The organism is Enterococcus sp. AZ101, assembly GCF_050499005.1.
Classification (GTDB): Bacteria; Bacillota; Bacilli; order Lactobacillales; family Enterococcaceae; genus Enterococcus_L; species Enterococcus_L ureilyticus.
Genome location: NZ_JBMHEZ010000002.1, coordinates 809,276 through 835,498 on the forward strand (window position 1 = coordinate 809,276; position 26,223 = coordinate 835,498).

Below are 26,223 nucleotides of genomic sequence, written 5' to 3' on the forward strand. Positions count from 1 at the left end.
TTTTAAGAATTGATGCTTACTTTGGCGAACAGTGGTTCTAGGAGAATGGAATTGCAGTCAAATGGTTGGAGTGCTAAAACACGTGATGGTAGTTTGAGCTGTCAATATGAGTATGGCATAGTGATTACAAAAGAAGGTCCAATGATTTTAACGTCTCAAGGAGAAGAAGGAACACATGAATGTTTTGCCTTGGCTTATACTAGCTATTCAAATTTCAAGTGACTGAAGCATAACTCTACGAGTCATGTCTCAGTTTTTTTGATTCTAAAAAAATTGTTTAAGTCGTTCCAGTCATCTGCTTTTATTGAATAGAAAAAAGCCATATTTGAAGAATAACTAAACCGTAACTTACTCAATCAACGACTAAAATCTCTTTGCAACAAAAGGATTCAAACTAAGACTAAAAAAAACTTTGATTTTGTAGTATAATTTTCAAGGATAGAGGAAAGGCGGGAAAAGCCAGTGAAAAGCAAACAGACCTATGCGGTAGTTGATATAGAAACAACCGGTACCGATCCAAAGGTCGATCGGATCATTCAATTCGGCTGTGTATTGATTCAAGAAGGAGTTATCGTTTCCCGTTTTGCTACAGATATCAATCCCAATCAGGCCATTTCCAAGCAAATTCAGCAACTTACAGGTATTAGTAATGCACGTGTGCAAAAAGCACCATATTTTGAAGATGTTGCGTTAACGATCTACAATTTATTAGCGGATACTGTTTTTGTTGCACACAATATTTATTTTGATTATCCTTTTCTAGCACAGGAGCTAACCAGATGCGGTACGCCCAAATTAAAAATTCCAGGGATTGATACAGTTGAATTAGCTCAAATCTTTTTACCGACAGAAAAGAGTTTTCGCTTGGGGGACTTATCTGAACGTTTAGGCTTGATCCATGATAATCCGCACCAAGCAGATAGTGATGCCCAAGTGACGGCAGAACTGTTATTATTGATCGAACGTAAAATGCGTCAATTGCCTTTGATCACGATGGAAGCTATTGCGTCATTGAGTCAGCAAACAGGGATGGATACTAGTGCTTATATTCACCAAATATATCGTGAAATGAAAAAAGATATTCAGCCGCTTTCAAAACAACAGCACGTTGTTTCAGGAATTGCTTTGAGAAATAAAACCGTTCCATTATTTGAAGAAAAATTATATGGAAACCCAATCTTCCCACAAAAGAAAAAGGCTAAAGAAAAACTTTTTGCAAATCTAATTGGCTATCGAGCAGAGCAAAGCCGAATGATGAATTTAGTTTATGAACACTTTACCAACGAGGAAAATAAGAATTTATTTATTGAAGCTGCAACTGGCACAGGAAAAACGTTGGGGTATCTATTTCCGCTAAGTTATCTAGCAACACCTGAGGATCCAGTGATTATTAGTACCGTCTCAATCGTCTTGCAAAATCAATTAATCGAAAAAGACATTCCGTTAGCAAATCAAATTTGTCCCAAACCGTTGCAAGCTACAATCATCAAAAGCCATCGACATTATCTCGATCTGCAACGGTTTAAAGCCACATTAAAAAAACCGGTGCAGCAAAAACAATATGCCTTGTATCAAATGGGTGTCTTGGTTTGGTTATTGGAAACACAAACAGGGGACTTAGATGAATTGCAGTTGATCAATCTGAATCATGCTTTTTGGAGAGATGTTGCGCATCGTGGTGTTGATTTTTTATCAGATCAAGATCCGTTGTATCAAGAAGATTTTGTGCGCTTTCTTTACAAAAAGGTCAAACAAAGCAATGTGTTGATCGTTAATCATGCCTTTTTAGCGCAAGAAACCTTAAGAGAAGTCCCGATACTGCCAAAAAGCTCTTATCTAATTCTTGATGAAGCTCATCACTTGCCTGATATTGCTGGGAAAATTGCGAATCGTCAATTTAATTTTATTTCGTTTAAAAAGCAGGCAGCTATCTATTTAGAAGAAGACCAATTAATTGACCAAGTAAACCAAATTTTTGAAAATGAAAGTCAAGAACAGCGACTGCTCCGTATCTACGCTAAAGCGTTGAGTGATTTAGTGGAAGAATTTAGTGATTTATTTTATGAAATAAATCAACTATTTCCGAAAAATGATCAGCAAGCTCTTGTGCCTAATTTGTTAACTAAGGCTATATTTGATCAATTATCGTTGGATGGGGAACTTTCAATCCAAAAAATCGAAATTCTTTTAACTGAAATGCAGGAAATTCAACATAGATTGCGACGCTCAATTATTGAGCAACTTGAAAAGTACACAGCTTCTCAACGGATTATCTTTGTTAGTTTGCTACAATTTTTTGAACGGATCGAATTTTTATTCGAAAGTTTTGATCTGTATGTCAATGAATGGCAGCCACGTTGGATCAAAGAATATAGTGTGACGCCTCAAGGCTATGGCATGTTTGCAATCAATGATCTGGAAGCCAGCATTTTACCAGAAACAACTTGGTATGATCGATATCAACGAATTTTGTATACTGGGGGAACGTTAAAATTTGGTAATGATAAAAAATATCTCCCTAATAAATTAGGCTTAACCAATGTTTTGTTTAAAACACTCCCTGATCCTTATGATTATGAAGCAAATGCTCGTTTGTATATCCCAAAAGAAGCAATTGCAATCAGCCAGGCCAATGGAACCGAGTTTGCGGCATACATTGCTTCAGTGATTCAAGAGCTAGCCCAACAGCAAGATCGTTCTATGTTGGTATTATTCACATCACATGAAATTTTGAGTAGTGTGTATTATCGGTTACATCCGCAATTTTTAAATGCAGGTAGAGAACTTTTAGCGCAAGGAATCAGTGGTAGCCGCGAGAAAATTTTAAAGCGGTTTTCACAGTCGAAAAATAGTATCTTACTAGGTGCTGATAGTTTCTGGGAAGGGGTGGATTTGCCAGGAGAGGCATTGTCGATTCTGATTGTGACACGTCTGCCTTTTGAAAATCCAAAGCGACCTTTTGTGAAAGCGCGCTATGATTATCTTGAAGAAAAAGGAATTCAAGCCTTTACGCATGAAAGTTTGCCCAAAGCCGCACTGCGCTTACGGCAAGCATTAGGACGCTTGATACGTTCAGATAGTGATAAAGGAGCGTTGATTGTTTTGGATCGTCGTTTGGTAACGGCTAAATACGGAAAACGCATGTTAAAAGCTCTACCAAAGAATCTACCGATGAAAGAAGAAACACTAGCTGAAATAGTATCAGAACTAAAAGAATTCTTAAATAAATAAATTTAGCTGCTATCTATTAAATCGTACTGATTTTCTGCTATAATGGTAGCCAGTAAGTTTGGAAAGGGCGAGTCGATTGCAGGAACAAGAAGAACGAAATGAAGCAAGAAAAAACAAGATTCTTTTGAGCATAGTCGCAGTTTTATTAGTGATTATTGTGACGATGGCTATTTTTTATGTTCGCTCCACACATCCAAGAACACAAGCGAAGCGAGAAGCAACCAAAATTGCAAAAGAATCTGCCCATTTGGAATCAGTCGATAACTTTTATTGGTTTACCAGAAAAGAGACTTATTTTAGTGTTACTGGGAAAGACGATAAAGGAGAAGCCATTGCAGTGATCATACCCAAAGCAGGTGAGAAGATCACGGTACTGAATCAAAAAGATGGAGTAGACGAACAGCAAGTCCGTCAGATCATTGAGACTGACTATAAAGAAAAGAGTATCCAAAAAGTCAGTTTAGGCATGTATAATGATAAACCAACATGGGAAGTCGTGACAAAAAACGATGATGGATTACTAAGTTATTATTTATTATCATTCGAAAAAGCGGAAGAAATTATGGTTATTAAAAATGTCTGACGAGACAATTTGATTGAGTTATTTTAAATGAAACAAGAAGAGATTGACGACGACAGTAGAGACTTCGTCCAAGGTTCTGATAAAAAATGAATGGAGCGATCATATGGACATATCAAAACGTGCACAGAAATTAGAACCCTCTGTTACGCTAGCCGCAGCAGCCAAAGCCAATGCATTAAAGGCGGCAGGTAAAGATGTTCTAAGTTTAACTGTTGGCGAACCAGATTTTACGACACCAAAAAATATTCAACAAGCAGCTATTTGCGCAATTGAAAGCGGAAAAGCCAGTTACTATACACCTTCTGCAGGTATCAAGGAATTACGAGAAGCGGTGGTCAAGCACATTGAAACCTACTATCAACTGAGTTATGAAGCAAATAATGTCATTGTCACAGATGGTGCTAAATTTGCATTATATCTTTTATTTCAAGCAGTATTGAATCCAAATGACGAAGTGATCATTCCCGTTCCATATTGGGTAAGTTATGGTGAACAAGTTAAATTAGCAGAAGGAGTTCCCGTATTTATCTCCTGTGCGCAAGAAAAAGAATTTAAAGTAACCGTAGAACAGCTAGAAGCAGCTAGAACGAATAAGACAAAATTACTGATTTTAAATTCTCCTTCTAATCCAACTGGAATGATTTACTCTGAAGCTGAGCTACGTAAAATTGGTGAGTGGGCTGTATTGAATGATATCTTGATCGTATCAGATGATATCTATGGCAGACTAGTTTATAATGGAGCCACTTTCACCCCAATAGCAACTTTATCTGAAGCAATTCAAAAACAGACGATCATTATCAATGGCGTCTCTAAAAGCTATGCGATGACAGGTTGGCGGATTGGCTACGCGGTTGGGGATGCAACCATTATTTCAGCAATGAATGATATCGCTTCGCAATCAACAAGCAATCCAACTGCCGTTAGTCAATATGCAGCGATTGAAGCACTGATTGGTAAGCAAGATACCGTGGAAACCATGAGACAAGCTTTTGAAGCACGTCTGAATGAGATTTACCCATTGTTTGCTGCGTTACCTGGATTTAAAATGGAAAAACCGCATGGTGCGTTTTATCTATTTCCAAATATCAAAGAAACCTTAACGGTGTGCGGCTATACGGATGTCACTAAATGGGTCGATGATCTATTAGCAGAGGCTCAAGTTGCGCTTGTTACAGGTGCGGGTTTTGGTGCTCCTGAAAATGTTCGGATTAGTTATGCAACTGATTTAGAGACATTAAAAGAAGCTGTTAAACGTATTAATGCTTTTATAGAAAAGAAATCAACAAAATAAAACGACTTAATTCGGGATAGGTAAAAACTAAATGGATGGAGAGACGATCGTGGAACAAATTCAAATTATCGATTCAAAGAATCATGTGGGAGAAACAGTAAAAATAGGTGCTTGGATTGCGAATAAGCGTTCAAGTGGAAAAATTGCTTTTCTACAATTACGTGATGGAACAGCTTATTTTCAAGGAATCGTTGTCAAAAGCGAAGTACCAGAAGAAGTGTTTCAACTGGCAAAAGGACTAACTCAAGAGACTTCAGTTTGGATCACAGGTGAAATCAGAGAAGACAGCCGTTCAAAATTCGGTTATGAGATCGGTGTAACAGGTATTGAAGTGATCGGTGAAAGCCATGATTACCCAATTACACCAAAAGAACACGGAACAGACTTTTTGATGGATCATCGTCATTTATGGTTGCGTTCTTCGAGACAACATGCAATCATGCAAATCCGTAACGAAATTATTCGTGCAACATACGAGTTTTTTAACAACAATAATTTTGTTAAAATCGATCCGCCGATCCTAACTGCAAGTACAGCCGAAGGAACAACTGATTTATTTGAAACAAACTATTTTGATCAAAAAGCATATTTATCTCAAAGTGGACAACTATATATGGAAGCAGCAGCCTTAGCTTTTGGTAAAGTGTTTTCATTTGGCCCAACGTTTAGAGCGGAAAAATCAAAAACGCGTCGTCACTTGATCGAGTTCTGGATGATCGAACCAGAAATGGCTTTTATGCATCAAGAAGAAAGTTTAGAAGTGCAAGAACAATACGTTGCTTTCTTAGTGCAAAGTGTATTGGACAATTGTGACCAGGCTTTAGATGTGTTGGAACGTGATAGAGAAGTCTTGAAGAAATATACACAATTACCATTTCCACGTATTTCTTATGATGAAGCAGTTGAGTTATTGAAGAAAAATGGTTTTGACGATATTGAGTGGGGCGATGATTTTGGCTCACCACACGAAACATTTATCGCAAATTCATTTGACCGTCCAGTCTTTATTTTAAACTATCCAAAAGCAATCAAAGCTTTTTATATGAAACCACATCCAACTCGGGATGATGTCGTGATTTGTGCGGATATGATTGCACCTGAGGGTTACGGAGAAATTATAGGTGGTTCTGAAAGAGCGATCGATCATGATTACTTATTAGAACAAATTCGTAAGCACAATCTAGATGAAAAAGAATATTCTTGGTATTTAGATTTACGTCGTTATGGTTCAGTACCGCATTCAGGATTTGGTTTAGGCTTAGAACGTACGGTCACTTGGTTGGCAGGAATCGAACATGTACGTGAAGCAAGCCCATTTCCACGTTTGTTAAACCGTATTTATCCATAAAACTGTTATCGTTAGTCGATGAAAGAAGCGTTATATTTTCTTTCTTCGGCTAATTTTTTTAGAAAAATGTTTCACTAGATCAAATTAGAGATAAGAATCTAGAAAAAGTAAGGTAAATTGTTTAGAATTCCCCTTTTTTATGGTAGAATTGACAGAAAGTAGAATAAAGGAATGACTTGAATGGAAAACCCAACACAAATCAAAAGAAAACATTTTCGTTTTCCAGCTTATGATGATGACTTAGGCGTGAAATTAGTTTCTGAAAATAAACGTACATTGTTTCAAGAAGAACCAATGCTTACTAAAACAACAACGCAAACACAAAAAAATGCGCCTGTAATCGATCCAGTAACAGTGCAGCCAGTGATGCCAAAACAACCAACACAAACAAACAAACAACATGTCTCACATAGTCAAGAACAAGTAGCAGAGCTAGCTCGACATAAATCTAATCTGCCTAACTATATGATGACCCATAATAAAACAACCACAAAAACGCAAAAGCCGAATTTATTTGGTTCGATGCCAAAGAGAAGTTCATATGGTTTTGGCTCACAGCAAACACCTAAAAAAAATAAAGCGGCATTTTCAAAAGATTTTACGTACGATACGCGCTCTTATTTTGTGCCGAAATACATTCCAGCTTCTGTGATTCCAGAAGAGCAGACACCAGTAGTAACAGAGCAAGAATTAACTGATGCGATGAAAAAAGATCAAAGTTCTTATTTACTTTTTGATGAGGAGCCAGCAGCGTTCCAAGTAAAAGGCAATGAAGATCCAACTGTTCAAAAATTTAATATCCCAAAAGGATCACCAGAAATTCCAGTCACAAGACGTCAATATCAACAAATCAAACCTGATATGGAACGCTTTGGCAAAGAAGGCGATATTAGCCATACATTACCCCGCTCTCGTAAAGAACTAAAGACAGCGAAAGAAAAGGCGAAAAGTCAAACAGCATACGGACAAAAAGTAGCTGAAGCAGAGCATGAAAAAAAACGGGGCATATTGGATAAATCATTGAGTGGTATTATTGAAGATTCAAGTATGGAGATGGAAAATAGCAAGTATTTTAATTAAATCACTATCTGAGACAAAACGAAAGTTGGTTTTGTCTCAGCTTTTTACTGTCAGCTTTATAGGTGCTTTTTTGAGAGATAATTTGAACAGAGCAAGCAATAAACGGATCATTTTTTAGTTGATTATTTCATAAATTTATACGATAATGGGTTGCATACGTTTGAGAAGTGTTTAAAAAACCTACGTTTTATATAGATATTAAGAGAAGAGGATTAGAATGAGCAATCAAGAAAATAAATTACATCATTTTGTTGGGATCAAAGGTTCAGGAATGAGTTCATTGGCACTTGTGTTATTTGAAAAAGGGTACCATGTGCAAGGATCAGATGTTGACGAGTATTTTTTCACACAACGTGATTTAGAAAAAGCTGGTATTTCGATTTTGCCGTTCAATGCGGATAATATTACAAAAGATATGGTTGTTATCGCAGGAAATGCATTTCCTGATACACACGAAGAATTAAGTCGTGCCAAAGAATTAGGTGCTGAAATTATTCGTTATCATGATTTTATTGGGCGTTTCATTCAGCCATACACAAGCGTTGCCGTTACGGGTTCTCATGGGAAGACAAGTACGACAGGGTTACTATCCCATGTATTGACTGGTATTGCACCAACTAGCTATTTAATTGGAGATGGAACTGGACATGGCGATCCAAACGCTGAATTTTTTGCTTTTGAAGCGTGTGAGTATCGTCGTCATTTTCTAGCCTATTCTCCAGATTATGCAATCATGACGAATATCGACTTTGATCATCCTGATTATTTTAAGAGCATTGAAGATGTGTTTTCTGCCTTTCAAATAATGGCAAAACAAGTTAAAAAAGCAATTTTTGCTTATGGTGACGATAAATATTTACGCAAGTTGGAAACGGATATTCCGATTTATTACTATGGCTTAACAAACGAAGATGATATCCAAGCTAGAAATATTGAGCGAACAACTCAAGGTTCTTCTTTTGACGTTTACCATAAAGAACAATTGATTGGGCACTTTGTATTACCGGCTTTCGGTCAGCACAATATCATGAATGCTTTAGGAGTGATTGCTGTTGCCTACTTTGAAAAGCTAGATATGAATAAAGTGGCTGAGGAAATGTTAACTTTTGAAGGGGTAAAACGCCGTTTTACTGAGAAAAAGGTTTCTGATATGATCATCGTGGATGATTATGCCCATCACCCAACAGAGATTATAGCTACAATCGATGGAGCACGTCAAAAATACCCAGAAAAAGAAATCATCGCAGTCTTTCAACCGCACACATTTACTCGGACGATCGCATTGATGGATGAGTTTGCGGAGGCCCTGGATTTAGCGGATGCCGTTTATCTTTGTGATATTTTTGGTTCGGCTAGAGAGCAACAAGGAGATGTCAAAATCGAGGATTTAGGAAACAAAATCCAAAAAGGCGGACAAGTGATCAAAGAAGAGAATGTATCACCACTTTTGGACCATGAAAATGCTGTAATGGTCTTTATGGGAGCAGGAGATGTTCAGAAATTTGAACAAGCTTATGAAACATTATTGAGTAATACAACGAGAAGTGTTTTATAATAGAGAGCCTTTAGCTTGAACTTCCAAGAGTCAGTAGGAGAATCATAGGGTGATTCTACTGACTCTTTCTTTTTAACTTGCCTTTTGTCGTCATTTTGGTACAATTATCTTATCATTAGTGGAGGTGTACTAATTTGAATATCGGAAAACCGAGAAAATTAGGCAAAACCATCGAAGATATTGAGGAAGGCGATTCGCTATCTTTAACCGAATCGATCGAAGATAAAGAGTTACTTCTTTATTTGGGCTTAACAAACGATGCCAATCCCTTATATATCCAACATGATTATGCCCAAAAAACAGAATATGGCAAACCAATCGTACCATCGATCATGCTGATGGGAATCATTACTAGTGCAATTTCAAAACATTTACCAGGACCAGGCTCTCATGTGGTCAATTTTTCAGTCAACTTTGTGGAACCTGTTTTTCATTATGAAACGTTGACATTCCAGTTTGAAGTGATCAAGGTTGATAAGATGAAAGACGTTGTAACGATTTCGATCGAGGTCGTCAATGAAGAAGAAGATCGAGTACTTGATGCGGTCGTAATGGTTCAACCCCCTCAAGTGACAATAGAGGATTTAGAAGAGAAAGAAGGAGATATAAATGAATAACGGAGCAGTAGCAAATGTCGGCTTGAATAAATTTTATTCAAAAATATATGCATTTTTAGCAATGGGAATCGGGGTCAGCGCATTAGTATCGTATCTGATTTTGACCGTTTATCCAATTGTTTTAGTCACACTTTTGAAGTCCACACCTTTATTTATAGGATTATGGCTCCTTCAAATTGGCTTAGTGTTATTTTTGGGCGTTAGAGCACAAAAAAATCCGAGTTTAGCGATTAGCGGTTTCTTAGTTTATTCGGTATTAAACGGGATAACAATCTCTGCGACGTTACTAATGTACGCTCAAGCAACAGTGGTTAGCGCTTTTGTTAGTGCTGCTGCAACATTTGGTGCAATGTCATTAGTTGGAATGTTTACGAAGAAAGATCTATCAGCAATGGGACATGCGGCTTATAGTGCCTTGATCGGAATTATCATTGCAATGGTTATCAATTTCTTCTTCTTACGTAGCAACGCCGTTTCTTTTTTCATTTCAATTTTGATGGTGTTGATTTTCGCTGGAATTACAGCTTATGACAATCAAAGAATTCGTCAAGTGTATAATGAAACTGCTGGTCAAGCTGGAACTGGCTTAGCTGTATTTTTCGCTTTACAACTTTATCTTGATTTCATCAACCTATTCTTAGCATTTTTACGTATTTTCGGTAAAAATAATTAAAATACGGATGAATGAGGTTGGGATAGAAGAGTTTAACTCCGAGAAATAAGAAGGAATTCACGAAAATTGTTTTTCAAATTTTCGTGAATTTCAGTTTATTTCCGAAGGAGTTGCTTCTGCTCCCACTGTTTATTGGGATTCCTTGAGGATGGGATGTAACTCATAGAGTTATGTCTCATCCTCTTTTTTTGTTTTTATATTCAAAATTACCACTAATTTTGGTTTTATATTGTATTAAAATACATTTTTATGGTTAATTTTGGTATAAAATACATTGACTATCTTAGCCCTTTGATTTATACTTTTATAAAATTAGAAAAATATAGCTGATTATGATACGGGATGGTGTAAAAAATGGAAAAGTATGAAAAAATACCAAAAGGGTTTAAGTTTTATGGGACGCATGTCGGGATTAAGAAAAAAAGAAAAGATTTTGGATTGATTGTAGCCGATGAACTTTGTCATGCTGCCGCCGTTTTTACAAAGAATACATTTTGCGGCGAATGTATTCCAATCGGGAAAGAGAATGTAAAAGATGGAAAATTACAAGCGGTCGTAGTGACCAGCGGTATTGCGAATGTTGCAACCGGCAAGACAGGTAGAGCAAATGAATATAAAATCATGGAGAAACTAGCAGAAAAATTAACCATCGATCAAGAAAATATTTTACCTTCGTCCACAGGCGTGATCGGTCCTCAATTGCCGATTAAACAGATTGAAGAATTTTTGACGCAAGAAGTGCTTGAATTGGAGCAAAACTATGAAAATTTTGCTCACGCTATTTTAACAACGGATCAACGGATCAAGGTTCATAGCTTAAAGGTCGGTGATGCGACAATTTTAGGGATCGTTAAAGGCTCAGGTATGATCGAGCCGAACATGGCAACAATGCTAGCGTATATTTTGACAGATGCTAAGGTGGACAAAGAGGTGATCTATCCGATGCTGAAGGCGGCTGCCGATCAATCTTTTAATACGATCAGTATTGATTCTGATACAAGTACTAGTGATACCGTAGCATTTTTGGCCAGCGGACATTATGATGTTGAACAAACAGCGCTACAAGCTGGCTTAAATCAGATCAGTAAGGAATTAGCGTTAGCCGTTGTAAAAGACGCTGAAGGGGCTACTAAGACAATGTTTGTCACTGTGAAAAATGCGCAAAGTCAAGAACAAGCAAAAAATGCAGGAAAGTCGATCATTAATTCGCCATTAGTAAAAACAGCATTGTTTGGCAATGATCCTAATTGGGGACGAATTGCAATGGCTCTTGGTAAAACAGAAGGATTGCTATTTGACCAAAATAAAGTAGAAATCTATTATGGCAAGTATCCGATTTTTTCAAATAATAAGGAGGAGCAACAAAATAGTAACAATATCACAACCTATATTGAACAAAATGATGAGATTTATTTAACGATCGATCTCCATCAAGGAACCGAAAGTTTTCAAGTGATCGGCTGTGATTTAAGTTATGATTATGTTAAAATAAATAGCGATTATTCGACTTGAAGCAACCGCAAAAAGATCAGATTGTGATGAGAGATAGCCAATCTGATTTTTTCGTTTTTCTTGCAGATAAAACGAAACTTGTCTTATTCTTTCCCTTTTATTTTACGAATGTATGTTCTATAATAAGGAGATGATAGGTGGGGAGAACTATGCTAAATACGCAAAGAATCGCAGTTCGCAGATTAGTGGAATTTATTTTACGTAAAGGCAGTATTGATGCTAGACACACAAGTGAGCATACGGCATTAGAAGGAGCCAAAATCCATCGGAAACTGCAAAAATCTGCTGGCGAGAACTATCAAAAGGAAATCAAACTTGCGATCAACATAGAATTAAATCAACAAACATACATAATTGAAGGCCGAGCTGATGGCATTTTTCTGGATGAACAAAAACGAACCGTGATCGATGAAATCAAGACATCGGAACCAGCCTTTTCGGAATTGTTGAAAGAACAAGTGGAGATGTATTGGTATCAAGTGATGTGTTACGGACATATCTATTGCCAACAAGAAGACTTAGAAGTGATTACTTTACAATTAACTTATTATCAAACAACGACAGAAGAAATCACTAGGCAAACAAAAGAATTTACTAAAGAAGAATTGAATACTTTTTTTGAAGATCTGACACAAAAATATGAGCAGTGGCTGATTTTTAAAGCGAATTGGCGTATGACACGTAATCATTCTTTACAGCAGTTGCCTTTTCCATACGGAGATTATCGATCTGGCCAAAGAGAACTTGCAGTTGCTGTGTACAAAACAATCTTAAGCGACCAAAAACTGTTTGTTGAAGCACCAACTGGAACAGGCAAGACGATATCGACCTTGTTTCCGACTTTAAAAGCAATCGGTGAAGAGCAAGCGGAAAGAGCATTTTATCTAACGGCTAAAACAATTACACGTCAAGTTGCAGAAGATGCTGTGGAAGCGATGAAGCAAAAGGAAATGCGGTTAAAAAGTGTGACAGTAACAGCAAAAGATAAAATTTGTTTTTTAACAGAAAGAAATTGTATTCCAGAAGCCTGTCCATTTGCTAATGGTTATTATGATCGTTTGAATGAGGGATTGTGGGATTTACTAAATCATGAAGATCAGTTTACTCGTGATGTTATTGAACGCTATGCTCGTAAGCACACACTGTGTCCATTTGAACTTTCTTTGGATGTTAGCTTATGGTGTGATTTAGTGATTTGTGATTACAATTATTTATTTGATCCTGTTGTTTACCTAAGGCGCTTTTTTGAAGAGCAGGCAGAAGAGAAAGAAAACTTGTTTTTAGTAGATGAAGTCCATAATCTAGTCAATCGTTCACGGGAAATGTATTCAGCTGTATTGTCTAAGAGTATGTTTTCTACTTTAAAAAACACACTTGAAAAAAGACAAATAAAAGTGATTCGAGCACTGAAAAAAATCGAAAACGAATTTGATAAGATAAAACAAGTCTGTAAGGAGGAAGGGAAAGACTTTATACAGCAGCAAGCACCAATCGATAGTCTAGTCAAAGTAGCCTATTCGCTTGCTGAAACGATCAAGGAGTGGTTACCTGAAAATCAAGATCATACCGAAATCAATCAAATGCTCTCTGTTTATTTTGATTTGCTGAATTATACGAAGATCAGTGAAGGGTATGATGACCATTATTGTACCTATGTCAATTGCCAGAATCATGAGATCATGGTCAAGCAGTTTTGTATTGATCCTAGCTACTTATTACAGCAAAAACTAGACAAAGGAAAGTCTAGTATTTTATTTTCTGCAAGTTTAACGCCGTTGGATTATTATCAAGAAGTTTTAGGTGGAGGGAAGGACAGTCTTCGGTATCGTATTCCTAGTCCTTTTCCAAAAGAAAATCAATTGTTAGTAGTTGAAAGCTACATCCAAACGACTTACAGAGAACGTGCGCATAGCTATGGGAAAATTGTTGACAGTCTGACGAATATGATCCAGCAAAAAGAAGGAAATTATTTTGTATTTTTCCCTTCCTATTCTTATATGGATATCATTTATGAACTCTTCCGACAAAAAAATCCTTATGTGAAGACCAAGATTCAAGCAAGCATGATGACGGAAGTGGAGCGGGAGGCCTTTTTAGCCGATTTTGTGGCAGAACCAGCAGAAACTCTACTTGGTTTTTGTGTCTTAGGAGGTATTTTTTCAGAAGGGATCGATTTAAAAGGGAGTCGTTTGATTGGTACAGCAATTGTGGGTGTTGGGTTACCTCAGATCAACCATGAACAAGAATTAATCAAGGGCTATTATGATCAAGAAAAAAATCAAGGCTTTCAATTTGCTTATCAAATTCCTGGGATGAATAAAGTGTTGCAGGCTGCTGGCAGAGTCATTAGGGATACAGATGATCGCGGTGTAGTTCTATTGTTGGATCAACGTTTTCAAACAAATGCTGTCCAACGCTTTTTCCCACCTCATTGGCATCAGGTTCAGACTTCCAATTCTTCAGAACAGACAAAACAACTCTTGCAACAATTTTGGTCATTAGACTGATCGAGTGAGAATGGGAAAAACAATCACTTACTGGTATACTAACATAAGTACTGACTGATGAAAGTAGTATTTATTTTTAAGAAAGTATAGCAATAAAAGCAGCCGAGGTTTAGTTTATCGGCTCTTTTTTGAGAAAAAGCTTACAATACCTCTAAACTAACGAAGCATAAGGAGACGAAAGATGAAAAATATCCTTGTATTACATACAGGCGGCACGATTTCAATGTCAAAAGAAGCAGATGGAAATGTAACCACTAATTCCATGAATCCATTGCTAGACCAAGAAGAATTATTAGCAGGAAAAGTAAACCTGATTGTAGAACCAATTTTCAATATTCCTTCACCACAGATGACCTTAGAACGAATGTTGGAGTTAAAGCAACGGATTCAAAAGGCGTATACTGAAGCGATCGATGGAGTAGTCATTACGCATGGTACAGATACTTTAGAAGAGACAGCTTATTTTTTAGATAGTACACTAGAAAATAAAATGCCGATCGTCTTAACAGGTGCGATGCGTTCCAGTAATGAAATTGGTACAGATGGATTATATAATTTTATCAGCGCTGTTTGGACGGCTTGTTCAGATGAGTCTTTTGATAAAGGGGTCCTTGTTGTAATGAATGATGAAATCCATACGGCCCGTTATGTAACAAAAACACATACAACAAATGTAGCCACTTTTCGAACTCCAACATTCGGCCCCATCGGGATGATTGCGAAGGAACGAACTTTTTTCGCTAGTGAAGTGCGTCGGCAATCAGTCTGTGATGTCCAAAGCGTCACTGGTGAAGTCTATGTGATTAAAGCATATGCTGGAATGGATGGCAGCTTGTTTGATTTAGTGAACAACGATCAAACCGATGGCATCGTAATAGAAGCTTTAGGGGCAGGTAATCTCCCTCCTGAAACATTACCTGCCTTGGAAAGACTTTTAGCTAGAAATATTCCGATCGTCTTAGTTTCTCGTTGTTCTAATGGTATTGCTGAAGACATTTATGATTATGATGGCGGTGGTGTTAATTTGAAGAAAATGGGTATTATCTTTTCTAGAGGATTAAATGGGCCAAAAGCTCGAATTCGCTTGATTGTTGGTCTAAATAGTAATAAAAATAGACAGGAATTATCTGAGTTTTTAAGTGAATAAAAAAATGTATAACTAGCTAAAAAATAGTAGCTAGTTATACATTTTTTTTAACGGAAATTAGTAAATTGTAACTCTACAGGTAATTCTAAATTACGAAGTAAGGCAATCACTTTTTGCAAATCATCACGGCTTTTTCCTGTCACTCTGATTTGGTCTTCTTGAATTTGAGATTTCACTTTGATGCCAGAATTTTTGATTGCCACGTTGATTTTTTTGGCATTCTCTTTATCGATGCCACTAATCAACTCACCATATTGACGGGCAGCGCCACCAAGCGCTTTTTCACTTGTTGAGAAGTGAATATTTTTAATGGGTACTGCGCGTTTCACTAATTTGCTAAATAAAACATCTTTCACTTGTTCGACTTTATAATCATCTTCAGCCATGACGACTAGTTTATTGTTTTCTAACTTTATATCTGCAATCGACCCTTTGAAATCAAATCGATTCTTGATTTCTTTCAGTGCGATTTGGATCGAGTTTTTGACTTCTTCCATATTTATTTCAGATGTTACATCAAAACTTGCTTCTTTTGCGGCCATTTGAAAAGCTCCTCTCATTATTTCTTACTTTTATAGTACCATTAAATAGAGAAGAAACAAGTCTAAATCTTTTTTTGAGAGCTGGAGTAACAAAAGGTGTGAAAAGCCAGTGTCTAATTAAAATAAGAGAATAAAATAATCCTCATTTTCTACTTTTTTTCTTTTCTTTTTTTGAGCAACCTGTTATCCTGATTCGAGGGATTTTTCTTAAGAAATAAAGATACTGCTCTATGGGTGAGCAGTTTCATAAAGGACGGGGAGGTTCTAGATGAGTAAATGGGTCATCACATATAAACAAAGTGAGACAGTAAAAAAGTTTGCAGTTATTTTTGTTACCGGTATTTTAGTAGCGATCAGCTTGAACTTTTTTTTGATCCCTGCTAAAGTTTTTTCGGCGGGAATGAATGGAGTCGCGCAAATTATTGCAACATTATTGTATACACATCTTGGTATTACAATCGACACAGGATTATTTATTTTATTATTGAATATTCCAATTTTTCTTTTAGGATTCTTAAAATTAGGTAAAGAGTCAACGATTTATAGTTTTTTGAATGTTGCCTGGGTTTCTTTAACAACGATTTTGATCCCAATTGAAGTTGTAACGACGAATCCATTGATGAATGCGATTGCTGGTGGTGTATTGATTGGAATCGGGGCTGGTTTGTCCTTGAAAATGGGGTTTACAACTGGCGGTATGGATGTTATTTCATTGGTGCTATCAAAGACAACGGGGAAAACAGTTGGTAATTATATGTTTATGCTCAACGGAATCATTGTGGCAATTGCTGGTTTTGTTTTTGATTGGGAAAGTGCATTGTATACGATTATTTCGATTTATTGTATGACCCAAGTAGTCGATACAATCCATACTAGCCATCAAAAAATCACCGCGATGATTGTAACCGTTCAACCAGAAGTTGTAACACAAGCCATTTCAAAACAGATGATTCGAGGGATGACGTTGCTCCCATCGATGGGTGGTTATTCTGGTGTTGAAGGACGGATGATCATGATGGTGATTACGCGTTATGAGTTGTATGATTTGGAACAAATCGTTTATGAAGTAGATGAGAATGCGTTTATGAATATTATTCCTACGCATTCTGTGCTAGGACGATTTGCAAATGAAGATGAACAGCGGATTTTTAAAAGTACTGGAAGTTTCCCAGAAATGAAGAAACATAAAACAAAACAGAAATAGCGTTACTCTTTCAAGTTCATCAAAAATCTGATTGAAAGCAGATTTTTGATGAACTTTTTTAGCGTGTCAAGGATTGATGTGGTAAATTTCCCAAACATTGACACTTTTTCTCTATCAAACAACTGACTTCCCAGAACTTCTTTGAAGTATTGATAGCGTATTCATACGGTGGTATAACTAATTTGTAAAACAAGCAAATAGAAGGAGGGTGTTTCACTAGTGATGGAGAAAGTGCAGCGGTTTGGAGGAGCAATGTTTACCCCGGTCTTGTTATTCTCGTTTTCAGGAATTATGGTAGCGCTTGCTATTATATTTAAAAATCCAATGATCGTTGGAAGTATTGCCAATGAAGGAAGCGTTTGGTATGGTGTCTGGTCTGTTTTGGAAAGTGGGGCTTGGACTGTTTTTAATCAGATGGAGTTGCTGTTTGTGATTGGTTTACCGATTGGATTAGCTAAAAAGGCCAATGCTCGAGCAGCCATGGAAGCTTTTGTGATTTATCTGACTTGCAATTATTTTATCAGCAGTATGTTGGAATATTTCGGTGTGTTCTTTGGGGTTGATTTTGCCCAAGAAGTCGGGGGCGATAGTGGAATGAAGATGATTGCGGGGATCAAAACGCTGGATACTGGTATTATCGGTGCTATTTTTATTTCAGCAATTGTGGTTTGGCTGCATAATCGTTACTTTGATACTAAATTGCCAGATTTTTTAGGAATCTTTCAGGGATCATCTTTGATTGCGATTTTAGGTTTCTTCGCTATGTTACCAATCGCTTTTCTAATTTGTCTGATTTGGCCGAAAATTCAAATGGGGATTGGTTCGATGCAGACTTTCTTAGCAAGTGCTGGAACATTTGGTGTTTGGTTGTATACGTTCTTAGAAAGAATTTTGATTCCTACAGGATTACATCATTTTATTTACACACCGTTTGTCTTTGGTCCGGCAGTTGTTGAAAATGGTATCACTAAATACTGGATGGCACACTTAAATGAATATGCGCAGACAACGACGCCAATCAAACAATTATTCCCACAAGGCGGTTTTGCTTTACACGGGAATTCAAAGATCTTTGCTTCACCGGGTATTGCAGCGGCATTTTATTTTACTGCAAAACCCGATAAGCGGAAAAAGGTCTTAGCAATTTTGATTCCTGTAACTTTAACGGCTGTTTTAGCTGGCATTACGGAACCGTTGGAATTTACGTTTTTATTTGTTGCACCACCGCTATTTGTATTACATGCTGTGTTAGCAGCAACGATGGCTGCGACGATGTATTTCTTTGGTGTCGTAGGGGATATGGGTGGTGGCTTCATCGATTTATTGGCGAAAAACTGGATTCCACTATTTGCAAATCATAAAGGAATGATTTTCACGCAATTGATTATTGGTCTATCCTTCACACTGATCTATTTCGTCGTTTTTCGTGCATTGATTTTGAAGTTTAACTTTGCAACACCTGGAAGAGAAGAAGACCAAGAAGTTAAATTGTATAGTAAAAAAGAGTATAAGGAGGCAAAAAAAGCTGGAACTATAGGAGATGTAGCGATTGCTGGAGCGAATCAGTATACAGAGCAAGCAGCGGTCTATTTAGAAGCTTTTGGTGGTAGTGATAACATCGAAAAGGTCAATAATTGTGCGACTCGTTTGAGAATTACGGTGAAAGAGGAAGGAATCGTTGCCCCAGATAGTGTCTTTAAAGAAGGTGGTGCACACGGTGTTGTTAGAAATGGGACAGCCTTTCAAGTAATCGTCGGCTTAGATGTCCCTCAAGTGAGAGAGCAATTTGAGAATTTATTAGCATTAGGAAATGACAATCAAGTAAATGAATAAAGCTAAAGGAGCTGGACAAAAAATGAAAAAATTTTCAATCGTAATTGCAGGTGGAGGAAGTACATTTACTCCCGGAATCGTATTAATGTTACTGGACAACTTAGATAAATTTCCAATTCGACAAATCAAATTTTATGATAATGATCCACAAAGACAAAAGCAAATTGCAGATGCTTGCGAAATCATTATTAAAGAACAAGCCCCCGATATTGAATTTTTAGCAACAACAGACCCTAAAACGGCCTTTACAGATGTTGATTTTGTTATGGCTCACATTCGCGTCGGTTTATATGCGATGCGGGAAAAAGATGAAAAAATCCCTTTAAAATACGGGGTGATTGGTCAAGAAACTTGTGGACCAGGAGGCATTGCTTACGGTATGCGTTCAATCGGCGGTGTTTTAGAATTGATTGATTATATGGAAAAATACTCACCAGAAGCTTGGATGTTAAATTACTCTAATCCAGCGGCAATCGTAGCCGAAGCAACTAGAAAATTACGCCCAGAATCGAAGATCATCAATATTTGTGATATGCCAGTGGGGATCGAAGAACGGATGGCTAAAGCTGTCGGGCTAAGCTCTAGAAAAGAGATGGTCGTACGTTACTATGGCTTGAATCATTTTGGCTGGTGGACAGATATTCGTGATCAAGAAGGCAATGATTTAATGCCGAAAATCAAAGCACATGTAAAAGAGTATGGCTATTCATTAAAAGAAGAAATCGAAGAATCACAGCATATGGACGCTAGTTGGATGCACACGTTTGCCAAAGCGAAAGAAGTATATGCGGTCGATCCAACGACATTACCAAATACGTATTTGAAATATTATTTTTATCCGCAAGATGAAGTAGCTCATGCAAATCCAGAATATACGCGGGCAAATGAAGTAATGGCTGGACGTGAAAAACATGTGTTTGGTGAATGTAATCGGATCACAAAGGCTGGTACAGCACAAGGAACAACGTTAGAAGTAGATGAACATGCTTCTTATATAGTCGATCTTGCCAGAGCAATTGCCTATAATACTCATGAAAGAATGTTATTGATCGTTGAAAACCAAGGAGCAGTTGTAAACTTTGAAGAAACTGCGATGGTGGAAGTGCCATGTATTGTGGGAAGTAATGGGCCAGAACCGATTGTACAAGGAAAAATTCCTCGTTTTCAAAAAGGCTTGATGGAACAACAAGTTGCTGTTGAAAAGTTGGTTGTTGAGGCTTGGACGGAAGGTTCGTATCAAAAATTATGGCAGGCATTGACCTTATCACGCATTGTTCCCAATGCTCGTATTGCCCAAGAAATTTTAGATGATTTAATAGAAGTAAACAAAGAATTTTGGCCTGAGCTGCGTTAATCACTGAGGCAGGAGATATAGGTAGATACTATTTTCTCCTGCCTATTCCCTTATATATCTACCTAGTTTCCGTTTTGGACGTTATCCATTATAATGAGGAAAAATAAGTGAGGTAAGAAGGGTGAAGATGAATCTAGAATCGTTAATGCAAAAACATCAAAAGAATCTCAGTGAAATGGATTGGGCAATCTTAGGCTACATTTTAGAAAATGAGCAGGAAATTTTCCAGTTGAGTATTGTTGAGCTGGGCAAAAAAGTTCATAGTTCCAAATCATCCATTTTACGCTTAACCAAAAAACTGGGTTTTTCTGGTTATTCAGAATTTAAATATTTTATGCGACAATCTCAAAAAGCTGAAATTGGGACTATTAGCGCTGATCTAGTTGGTATACAAGCGAAAGATATTGAAAACACAGTCAAATTAGCTCAACAGACAGATTTCACCTCATTTAGTCAAGCGCTTCAAAATGCCAATACAGTCTATTGCTATGCTACAGGCTATTCACAGCGTAAAGTGGTTGAAGAGCTGTCAAAAATGTTGATGATCTGTGATAAACGATCAATTGTAATTCCTGTAAAAACCGAACTAGATATCAGTATGTCGATGATCACAAAAGAAGATCTTGTTTTATTTGTTTCTTTAAGTGGAGAAACAGATGACATCAAAGAGAATATTCTTTCTTTGAATGCTAGAAAAATACCTGTTGCTGCAATCACAGCATTTTCACATAATTTTTTTGCAGAACATGCACAATACGCTTATTTTTATTATTCAACGCCTTTTGCTGTTTCTGGAAAAAATCATATTGCCCAATCTTTAGTTGGACTAAGTGTGTTGGTGGATTTGATTTTCAGAAAATATGTTACGTATTTAAACAAAAGTTATGAGGAGGAAAGCAGATGACTAGACTGTTGTTAGAACCTATTAAAATGAAACGCCTATTATTTGGTTATTGGTTGCTCGTACCGTGTTTATACGTGGTCTATCTGTTTACTTTAGCGGCGGTTCAACAGACAACGGTTAGTATCATTTTTGCAACAATTCCAAGTTTGACATTGACGACGATCATCGTCTTGTTATTATTTTTTCAATTATTCGCGTTGTATAAACTGATTGATTCTAGCGACTACCGTGCTTCATTACTTGGTAATTTTTTGAAATTTAGTATGATTCAACAACTTTGCTCATTAAATATCATTGGAATCATCTTGTGTATTTTAGTCTATCGTAGCTTGCTGCCGACCAAAGACGAGCTTATTTTGCCAAAATCTGAACAATGGATAGTATATGGTGTCATGACATTTGTCGGATGTGTCACAGTGATCGTCTTGTTGATTCGTATTTCATTATAATCTTTGACGAACTGACGCCAGAATTCATTGGTTGGGGTACTCGATTTTTAGACAAAAAGCGAGTAGTGTCTTTAGTTATGTGAAAGTCTGGACAAAAATTTTCTGAAAAAGGCAATTTTAGTAGAAAAGTACTAAAAAGTCTGCTAAAATATAACTGTTGGTTAAGGATATCCTTAACAAATAAAGTTTTTTTAAAACTTAGGAGGAATTTTATTATGCCATTAGTATCAGGAACAGAATTTCTTAAAGCAGCACGCAAAGGCGGCTACGGTGTCGGAGGATTCAACACAAACAACCTAGAATGGACAAAAGCAATTCTTGAAGCTGCAGAAGCTAAAAAAGCGCCAGTTTTGATCCAAACTTCTATGGGTGCTGCTAAATACATGGGCGGTTACCAAGTATGTTACGATTTAGTAAAAGACTTAATCGATTCAATGGGCATTACTGTACCAGTAGCTCTTCACTTAGACCACGGTGAATATGAAGATGCATTAGAATGTATCGAAATCGGCTACACTTCAGTTATGTTTGATGGTTCACACTTACCATTCGAAGAAAACATCGAAAAAGCAAAAGATGTTGTTGCCAAAGCACACGCTAAAGGCGTTTCTGTAGAATGTGAAGTGGGTTCAATCGGCGGAGAAGAAGACGGAATCATCGGTTCTGGCGAATTAGCTGACGTACAAGAATGTGTACAAATGGTTGCTACAGGTATTGATTACCTAGCATGCGGAATCGGTAACATCCACGGTTCATACCCAGACAACTGGACTGGATTAGCATTTGACCACTTACAAGAAATCGCTGACGCTGTTGGTGACATTCCATTAGTATTACACGGTGGATCAGGTATTCCTTTAGAGCAAGTTCAAAAAGCAATCTCTATGGGCGTTTCTAAAATCAACGTGAATACTGAGTGTCAAGAAGTATTTGCTGCAGCAACGCGCAAATACATCGAAGAAGGCAAAGATCTTGAAGGTAAAGGCTTTGACCCTCGTAAATTATTAGCACCAGGAACAAAAGCTGTGACTGAATTAGTAGAACAACGTATCGAATGGTTCGGTTCTGCTAACAAAGCATAATTAATTTCTATACTAGTTATAAAAACTGGAACAACGGATAAACTGTTGTTTCAGTTTTTTTGACGAAAAAATGAATGTCCAATTTAAAAATTGTCTCTAGCCTGCCGATTTATCTACCCAGTTTCTCTAGATTTTATGTGAAAATGATAGAAAAACAAACAATTGATGAAAAACAATCAAAAGCGAATGGCTGTTGGCTTTTTTATTGTCCCTGAATGTGTTAGAATAGTTTGGGTATATTACAAAAAAATAAAACTATTTGTTTTACATAGATAGGTGAGAATATAAATGAAAAAAATCGTAATCAATGGCAATCGTCCATTAACCGGAGAAGTATGTATCAGCGGCGCAAAAAACAGTGCAGTGGCATTGATTCCCGCAGCTATCTTAGCTGATTCACCAGTAACGTTAGATGGTGTACCTGATATTCAAGATGTTCATTCATTAATTGAAATTTTAGAAATCATGGGTGCTAAAACAACCTTTACAGATAATACCTTAGTCATCGATCCAACAGAAATTGTGTCTGTTCCAATGCCTAAAGGCAAAATCAATAGTTTGCGTGCTTCCTATTACTTTATGGGGTCATTATTAGGAAAGTTTGGTGAAGGGGTTGTTGGGTTACCTGGTGGCTGTTATTTAGGACCTCGTCCGATCGATTTACACATCAAAGGCTTTGAAGCATTGGGCGCTGATGTGACCAACGAGCATGGTGCGATGTATTTAAGAACCAATGGTGGACTGCATGGAACGAGAATCTTTATGGATATGGTTTCGATTGGCGCGACGATCAATGTGATGTTAGCTGCTGTGAAAGCCGAAGGAAAAACCATTATTGAGAATGCTGCTCGTGAACCTGAAATCATCGATGTGGCTACATTATTGAACAATATGGGGGCAAATATCAAAGGTGCTGGAACAGATATTATTAGAATCGAGGGCGTTGAAACATTACACGGCTGCCGTCATTCAATCATTCCTGATCGTATCGAAGCAGGGACTTATTTAGCTTTAGCGGCTGCAATGGGTGAAGGGGTAAAAGTTCGTAACGTAATTTACGAACATCTAGAAAGCTTTATTGCAAAATTACAAGAAATGGGCGTTAAGATGACGATCGAAGAAGATATGATCGAAGTCCATCCTTCTCATGATTTAAAAATGACGACAGTTAAAACCTATCCATATCCAGGTTTTGCAACAGACCTACAACAACCGATCACGCCATTGATGTTAAAGGCTAAAGGAACGGGTGAAGTTATTGATAGTATCTATGCACAACGGACAAAGCATATTCCGGAGCTAGTACGCATGGGGGCAGATGCAGCGATCGAAGGCAATATGATTGTGATCAATGGTCCTGCACAATTACATGGGGCAGAAGTTGTTGCCTCAGACCTTCGAGCTGGTGCTTGTTTAGTGATAGCGGGCTTGATGGCTACAGGGACTACAACGATTCATAATGTCGAATATATTTTACGTGGTTATGACCATATTATTGAAAAATTAACAGCACTGGGTGCTGATATCCAAATGATCGAAACAGAAGAAGAAATCGAGGTGGCTAAATGAGTGACTATTTAACGATGGCGGAACTTGAAAATAGTACGTTAAAAGATATTTATTCTTATGCGAAAGAATTCAAGATCCCATATTATAGTCAAATGAATAAAAAAGAGTTATCTCTGGCAGTTATTCGAGCGCAAGCTGAGAAACAAGGATTTTTCTTCATGGAAGGAATTTTAGATATTGTATCTCAAGATGGCTATGGTTTTTTGCGTCCAATCAATTATGGACCAAGTGCAGAAGATATTTATATCTCATCTTCACAAATTCGCCGATTTGGTTTACGCAATGGTGACAAAGTTGCTGGAAAAGCACGTCCTCCAAAAGAATCAGAACGTTATTATGGCTTGATGCATGTTGAAAGTGTCAATGGGAAAGACCCAGAAGAAGCTAAAGAACGTCCGCATTTCCCAGCCTTAACACCGCTTTACCCCGAAAAACAAATCAAACTAGAAACAACTTCTGGTAGATTATCGACACGTATGATTGATATCTTTTCGCCTGTTGGATTTGGTCAACGTGGCCTGATTGTTGCACCGCCAAAAGCTGGTAAGACTAGTGTGCTAAAAGAAATTGCCAACGGTATCTTAGAAAATTATCCAGAGGTAGAATTAATTTTATTATTGATCGATGAACGACCAGAAGAAGTGACTGATTTAGAGCGTAGTGTTAAAGGGGACGTTGTTTCTTCAACATTCGATCAACAACCGCAAAATCATACTCGCGTTTCCGAATTAGTATTAGAACGAGCGATGCGCTTAGTTGAAGACAAACGAGATGTGGTTATCTTGATGGATAGTATTACACGTTTAGCTCGTGCGTATAACTTAGTGATTCCAGCTAGCGGTCGTACATTGAGTGGCGGGATCGACCCAGCAGCTTTTTATAAACCTAAGCGATTTTTTGGTGCTGCTCGAAATATTGAAGAAGGCGGTAGTTTGACGATTCTTGCTACAGCTTTAGTGGATACTGGTAGTCGCATGGATGATGTTATCTTTGAAGAATTCAAAGGAACTGGAAATATGGAACTGCACTTATCTCGTGATTTAGCTGATCGACGTATTTTCCCAGCCATTGATATCAAGAAATCTGGAACACGTAAAGAAGACTTGTTAATGTCAAGCGAGCAGTTAGAGGAAATATGGAAGCTGCGTAATCATATGACAGGCGATTCTTTAGAATACACGGAGCAATTCGTTAAATTTTTACGTAAAACGAAAAACAATCAGAAATTCTTCGAGGAATTCCACGATGTCTCTTTTGGCAGACAAGCGAAAAAAAATATTAAAAGATAATTGCATCGATAAACGAATCATGCTATTATAGTACTGTTGTATACCGACAAATAAACTCTGATGCAGCAAATGGATCAGGGCAAAGGAGCGAAAAGACTATGAAACAAGATATCCATCCAGAATATCATCCAGTTATTTTTATGGACTCAACAACTGGTTTTAAATTTTTATCAGGTTCTACTAAGCACTCTGATGAAACAGTTGAATGGGAAGACGGAAACACTTACCCTGTAATCCGTGTCGAAGTTACATCTGACTCTCATCCATTTTACACTGGACGTCAAAAATTTACACAAGCAGACGGACGTGTGGATCGTTTCAACAAAAAGTATGGTATCAAAGATGCCAACGCCAATCCAGAAGCTTAATTCAAACAGCAATGGTTATAAGACCCCACTCATTTATGAGCGAGGTCTTATTTTTTTTCTTCAAGTGTAACTTGATAGAATT

At 37.3% G+C, this 26,223-nt stretch carries 22 protein-coding genes; 21 read left to right on the forward strand and 1 reads right to left on the reverse strand.

The genetic code is table 11. The features are described from left to right. Nucleotides 1–45: 45 nt before the first annotated feature. From IGJ50_RS13135 to IGJ50_RS13190, 12 genes are all read left to right on the forward strand, one after another. Nucleotides 46–222 carry a hypothetical protein gene (locus tag IGJ50_RS13135; RefSeq protein ID WP_429950985.1) on the forward strand — a complete coding sequence of 59 codons (177 nt, stop codon included), beginning with the start codon at nucleotides 46–48 and terminating at the stop codon, nucleotides 220–222. Between the two features lie 240 nt (nucleotides 223–462). Next, nucleotides 463–3,231 carry a helicase C-terminal domain-containing protein gene (locus IGJ50_RS13140; RefSeq protein WP_429950816.1) on the forward strand — a complete coding sequence of 923 codons (2,769 nt, stop codon included), beginning with the start codon at nucleotides 463–465 and terminating at the stop codon, nucleotides 3,229–3,231. 76 nt (nucleotides 3,232–3,307) lie between these two features. Then, nucleotides 3,308–3,814 carry a DUF5590 domain-containing protein gene (locus IGJ50_RS13145; RefSeq protein WP_069638636.1) on the forward strand — a complete coding sequence of 169 codons (507 nt, stop codon included), beginning with the start codon at nucleotides 3,308–3,310 and terminating at the stop codon, nucleotides 3,812–3,814. A gap of 103 nt (nucleotides 3,815–3,917) precedes the next feature. After that, a complete protein-coding gene (locus IGJ50_RS13150; RefSeq protein WP_429950817.1) occupies nucleotides 3,918–5,108 on the forward strand; it encodes a pyridoxal phosphate-dependent aminotransferase in 1,191 nt (396 codons plus the stop codon). Between the two features lie 49 nt (nucleotides 5,109–5,157). Continuing rightward, nucleotides 5,158–6,456, forward strand: coding sequence for an asparagine--tRNA ligase (asnS, locus tag IGJ50_RS13155; RefSeq protein WP_069638828.1), 1,299 nt, complete (start codon nucleotides 5,158–5,160; stop codon nucleotides 6,454–6,456). Between the two features lie 180 nt (nucleotides 6,457–6,636). After that, nucleotides 6,637–7,536, forward strand: a complete 900-nt coding sequence (locus IGJ50_RS13160; RefSeq protein ID WP_069638634.1) for a hypothetical protein — start codon at nucleotides 6,637–6,639, stop codon at nucleotides 7,534–7,536. 217 nt (nucleotides 7,537–7,753) lie between these two features. Then, entirely contained in the window at nucleotides 7,754–9,091 is a 1,338-nt protein-coding gene (gene murC / locus IGJ50_RS13165; RefSeq protein WP_207120790.1) for a UDP-N-acetylmuramate--L-alanine ligase, read from the forward strand. Between the two features lie 134 nt (nucleotides 9,092–9,225). Further along, nucleotides 9,226–9,708 carry a MaoC family dehydratase gene (locus tag IGJ50_RS13170; protein ID WP_069638632.1) on the forward strand — a complete coding sequence of 161 codons (483 nt, stop codon included), beginning with the start codon at nucleotides 9,226–9,228 and terminating at the stop codon, nucleotides 9,706–9,708. Further along, nucleotides 9,701–10,381, forward strand: a complete 681-nt coding sequence (locus IGJ50_RS13175; RefSeq protein ID WP_207120791.1) for a Bax inhibitor-1/YccA family protein — start codon at nucleotides 9,701–9,703, stop codon at nucleotides 10,379–10,381. Before IGJ50_RS13170 ends, IGJ50_RS13175 begins: the two co-directional genes overlap by 8 nt. A gap of 354 nt (nucleotides 10,382–10,735) precedes the next feature. After that, nucleotides 10,736–11,893, forward strand: a complete 1,158-nt coding sequence (gene argJ / locus IGJ50_RS13180) for a bifunctional glutamate N-acetyltransferase/amino-acid acetyltransferase ArgJ (protein ID WP_207121866.1) — start codon at nucleotides 10,736–10,738, stop codon at nucleotides 11,891–11,893. A 149-nt stretch (nucleotides 11,894–12,042) separates the two neighbouring features. Next, the gene (locus IGJ50_RS13185) at nucleotides 12,043–14,400 is read left to right on the forward strand and encodes an ATP-dependent DNA helicase (protein WP_429950820.1); all 2,358 of its coding nucleotides are present in this window, start codon (nucleotides 12,043–12,045) and stop codon (nucleotides 14,398–14,400) included. Between the two features lie 181 nt (nucleotides 14,401–14,581). Further along, nucleotides 14,582–15,547, forward strand: a complete 966-nt coding sequence (locus IGJ50_RS13190; RefSeq protein ID WP_429950822.1) for an asparaginase — start codon at nucleotides 14,582–14,584, stop codon at nucleotides 15,545–15,547. Nucleotides 15,548–15,594: 47 nt separating this feature from the next. Here IGJ50_RS13190 and IGJ50_RS13195 read toward each other — a convergent pair whose 3' ends face one another. Beyond that, the gene (locus tag IGJ50_RS13195; protein ID WP_069638627.1) at nucleotides 15,595–16,089 is read right to left on the reverse strand and encodes a YajQ family cyclic di-GMP-binding protein; all 495 of its coding nucleotides are present in this window, start codon (nucleotides 16,087–16,089) and stop codon (nucleotides 15,595–15,597) included. A 268-nt stretch (nucleotides 16,090–16,357) separates the two neighbouring features. Between IGJ50_RS13195 and IGJ50_RS13200 the strand changes: the two genes are divergently transcribed. From IGJ50_RS13200 to IGJ50_RS13240, 9 genes are all read left to right on the forward strand, one after another. After that, a complete protein-coding gene (locus tag IGJ50_RS13200; RefSeq protein ID WP_207121864.1) occupies nucleotides 16,358–17,293 on the forward strand; it encodes a YitT family protein in 936 nt (311 codons plus the stop codon). Nucleotides 17,294–17,512: 219 nt separating this feature from the next. Then, the gene (locus IGJ50_RS13205; RefSeq protein ID WP_207121863.1) at nucleotides 17,513–19,126 is read left to right on the forward strand and encodes an alpha-glucoside-specific PTS transporter subunit IIBC; all 1,614 of its coding nucleotides are present in this window, start codon (nucleotides 17,513–17,515) and stop codon (nucleotides 19,124–19,126) included. A gap of 22 nt (nucleotides 19,127–19,148) precedes the next feature. Then, nucleotides 19,149–20,480: a 6-phospho-alpha-glucosidase gene (locus IGJ50_RS13210; RefSeq protein WP_429950824.1), complete on the forward strand. Its 1,332-nt coding sequence runs from the start codon at nucleotides 19,149–19,151 to the stop codon at nucleotides 20,478–20,480. 127 nt (nucleotides 20,481–20,607) lie between these two features. Further along, a complete protein-coding gene (locus IGJ50_RS13215; RefSeq protein WP_207121861.1) occupies nucleotides 20,608–21,384 on the forward strand; it encodes a MurR/RpiR family transcriptional regulator in 777 nt (258 codons plus the stop codon). Further along, a complete protein-coding gene (locus IGJ50_RS13220; protein ID WP_429950826.1) occupies nucleotides 21,381–21,833 on the forward strand; it encodes a hypothetical protein in 453 nt (150 codons plus the stop codon). Before IGJ50_RS13215 ends, IGJ50_RS13220 begins: the two co-directional genes overlap by 4 nt. Nucleotides 21,834–22,048: 215 nt before the next feature. After that, the gene (locus IGJ50_RS13225) at nucleotides 22,049–22,915 is read left to right on the forward strand and encodes a class II fructose-bisphosphate aldolase (RefSeq protein WP_010760933.1); all 867 of its coding nucleotides are present in this window, start codon (nucleotides 22,049–22,051) and stop codon (nucleotides 22,913–22,915) included. A 288-nt stretch (nucleotides 22,916–23,203) separates the two neighbouring features. Next, the gene (locus IGJ50_RS13230) at nucleotides 23,204–24,484 is read left to right on the forward strand and encodes a UDP-N-acetylglucosamine 1-carboxyvinyltransferase (protein ID WP_069638622.1); all 1,281 of its coding nucleotides are present in this window, start codon (nucleotides 23,204–23,206) and stop codon (nucleotides 24,482–24,484) included. Next, nucleotides 24,481–25,773, forward strand: coding sequence for a transcription termination factor Rho (gene rho, locus IGJ50_RS13235; protein WP_429950829.1), 1,293 nt, complete (start codon nucleotides 24,481–24,483; stop codon nucleotides 25,771–25,773). Before IGJ50_RS13230 ends, rho begins: the two co-directional genes overlap by 4 nt. Before the next feature lie 98 nt (nucleotides 25,774–25,871). Next, nucleotides 25,872–26,141 carry a type B 50S ribosomal protein L31 gene (locus IGJ50_RS13240; protein ID WP_025870994.1) on the forward strand — a complete coding sequence of 90 codons (270 nt, stop codon included), beginning with the start codon at nucleotides 25,872–25,874 and terminating at the stop codon, nucleotides 26,139–26,141. Nucleotides 26,142–26,223: the final 82 nt, after the last annotated feature.

What these genes read in the sequence shown, in the direction of transcription:
- IGJ50_RS13185 (WP_429950820.1), top strand. Translation starts at nt 12,043, where the DNA reads ATGCTAAATACGCAAAGAATCGCAGTTCGCAGATTAGTGGAATTTATT.
- IGJ50_RS13160 (WP_069638634.1), top strand. Translation starts at nt 6,637, where the DNA reads ATGGAAAACCCAACACAAATCAAAAGAAAACATTTTCGTTTTCCAGCT.
- IGJ50_RS13190 (WP_429950822.1), top strand. Translation starts at nt 14,582, where the DNA reads ATGAAAAATATCCTTGTATTACATACAGGCGGCACGATTTCAATGTCA.
- IGJ50_RS13225 (WP_010760933.1), top strand. Translation starts at nt 22,049, where the DNA reads ATGCCATTAGTATCAGGAACAGAATTTCTTAAAGCAGCACGCAAAGGC.
- IGJ50_RS13230 (WP_069638622.1), top strand. Translation starts at nt 23,204, where the DNA reads ATGAAAAAAATCGTAATCAATGGCAATCGTCCATTAACCGGAGAAGTA.
- IGJ50_RS13210 (WP_429950824.1), top strand. Translation starts at nt 19,149, where the DNA reads ATGAAAAAATTTTCAATCGTAATTGCAGGTGGAGGAAGTACATTTACT.
- IGJ50_RS13200 (WP_207121864.1), top strand. Translation starts at nt 16,358, where the DNA reads ATGAGTAAATGGGTCATCACATATAAACAAAGTGAGACAGTAAAAAAG.
- rho (WP_429950829.1), top strand. Translation starts at nt 24,481, where the DNA reads ATGAGTGACTATTTAACGATGGCGGAACTTGAAAATAGTACGTTAAAA.
- IGJ50_RS13175 (WP_207120791.1), top strand. Translation starts at nt 9,701, where the DNA reads ATGAATAACGGAGCAGTAGCAAATGTCGGCTTGAATAAATTTTATTCA.
- IGJ50_RS13215 (WP_207121861.1), top strand. Translation starts at nt 20,608, where the DNA reads ATGAATCTAGAATCGTTAATGCAAAAACATCAAAAGAATCTCAGTGAA.
- IGJ50_RS13195 (WP_069638627.1), bottom strand. Translation starts at nt 16,089, where the DNA reads ATGGCCGCAAAAGAAGCAAGTTTTGATGTAACATCTGAAATAAATATG.
- IGJ50_RS13220 (WP_429950826.1), top strand. Translation starts at nt 21,381, where the DNA reads ATGACTAGACTGTTGTTAGAACCTATTAAAATGAAACGCCTATTATTT.
- IGJ50_RS13135 (WP_429950985.1), top strand. Translation starts at nt 46, where the DNA reads ATGGAATTGCAGTCAAATGGTTGGAGTGCTAAAACACGTGATGGTAGT.
- argJ (WP_207121866.1), top strand. Translation starts at nt 10,736, where the DNA reads ATGGAAAAGTATGAAAAAATACCAAAAGGGTTTAAGTTTTATGGGACG.
- IGJ50_RS13150 (WP_429950817.1), top strand. Translation starts at nt 3,918, where the DNA reads ATGGACATATCAAAACGTGCACAGAAATTAGAACCCTCTGTTACGCTA.
- IGJ50_RS13240 (WP_025870994.1), top strand. Translation starts at nt 25,872, where the DNA reads ATGAAACAAGATATCCATCCAGAATATCATCCAGTTATTTTTATGGAC.
- murC (WP_207120790.1), top strand. Translation starts at nt 7,754, where the DNA reads ATGAGCAATCAAGAAAATAAATTACATCATTTTGTTGGGATCAAAGGT.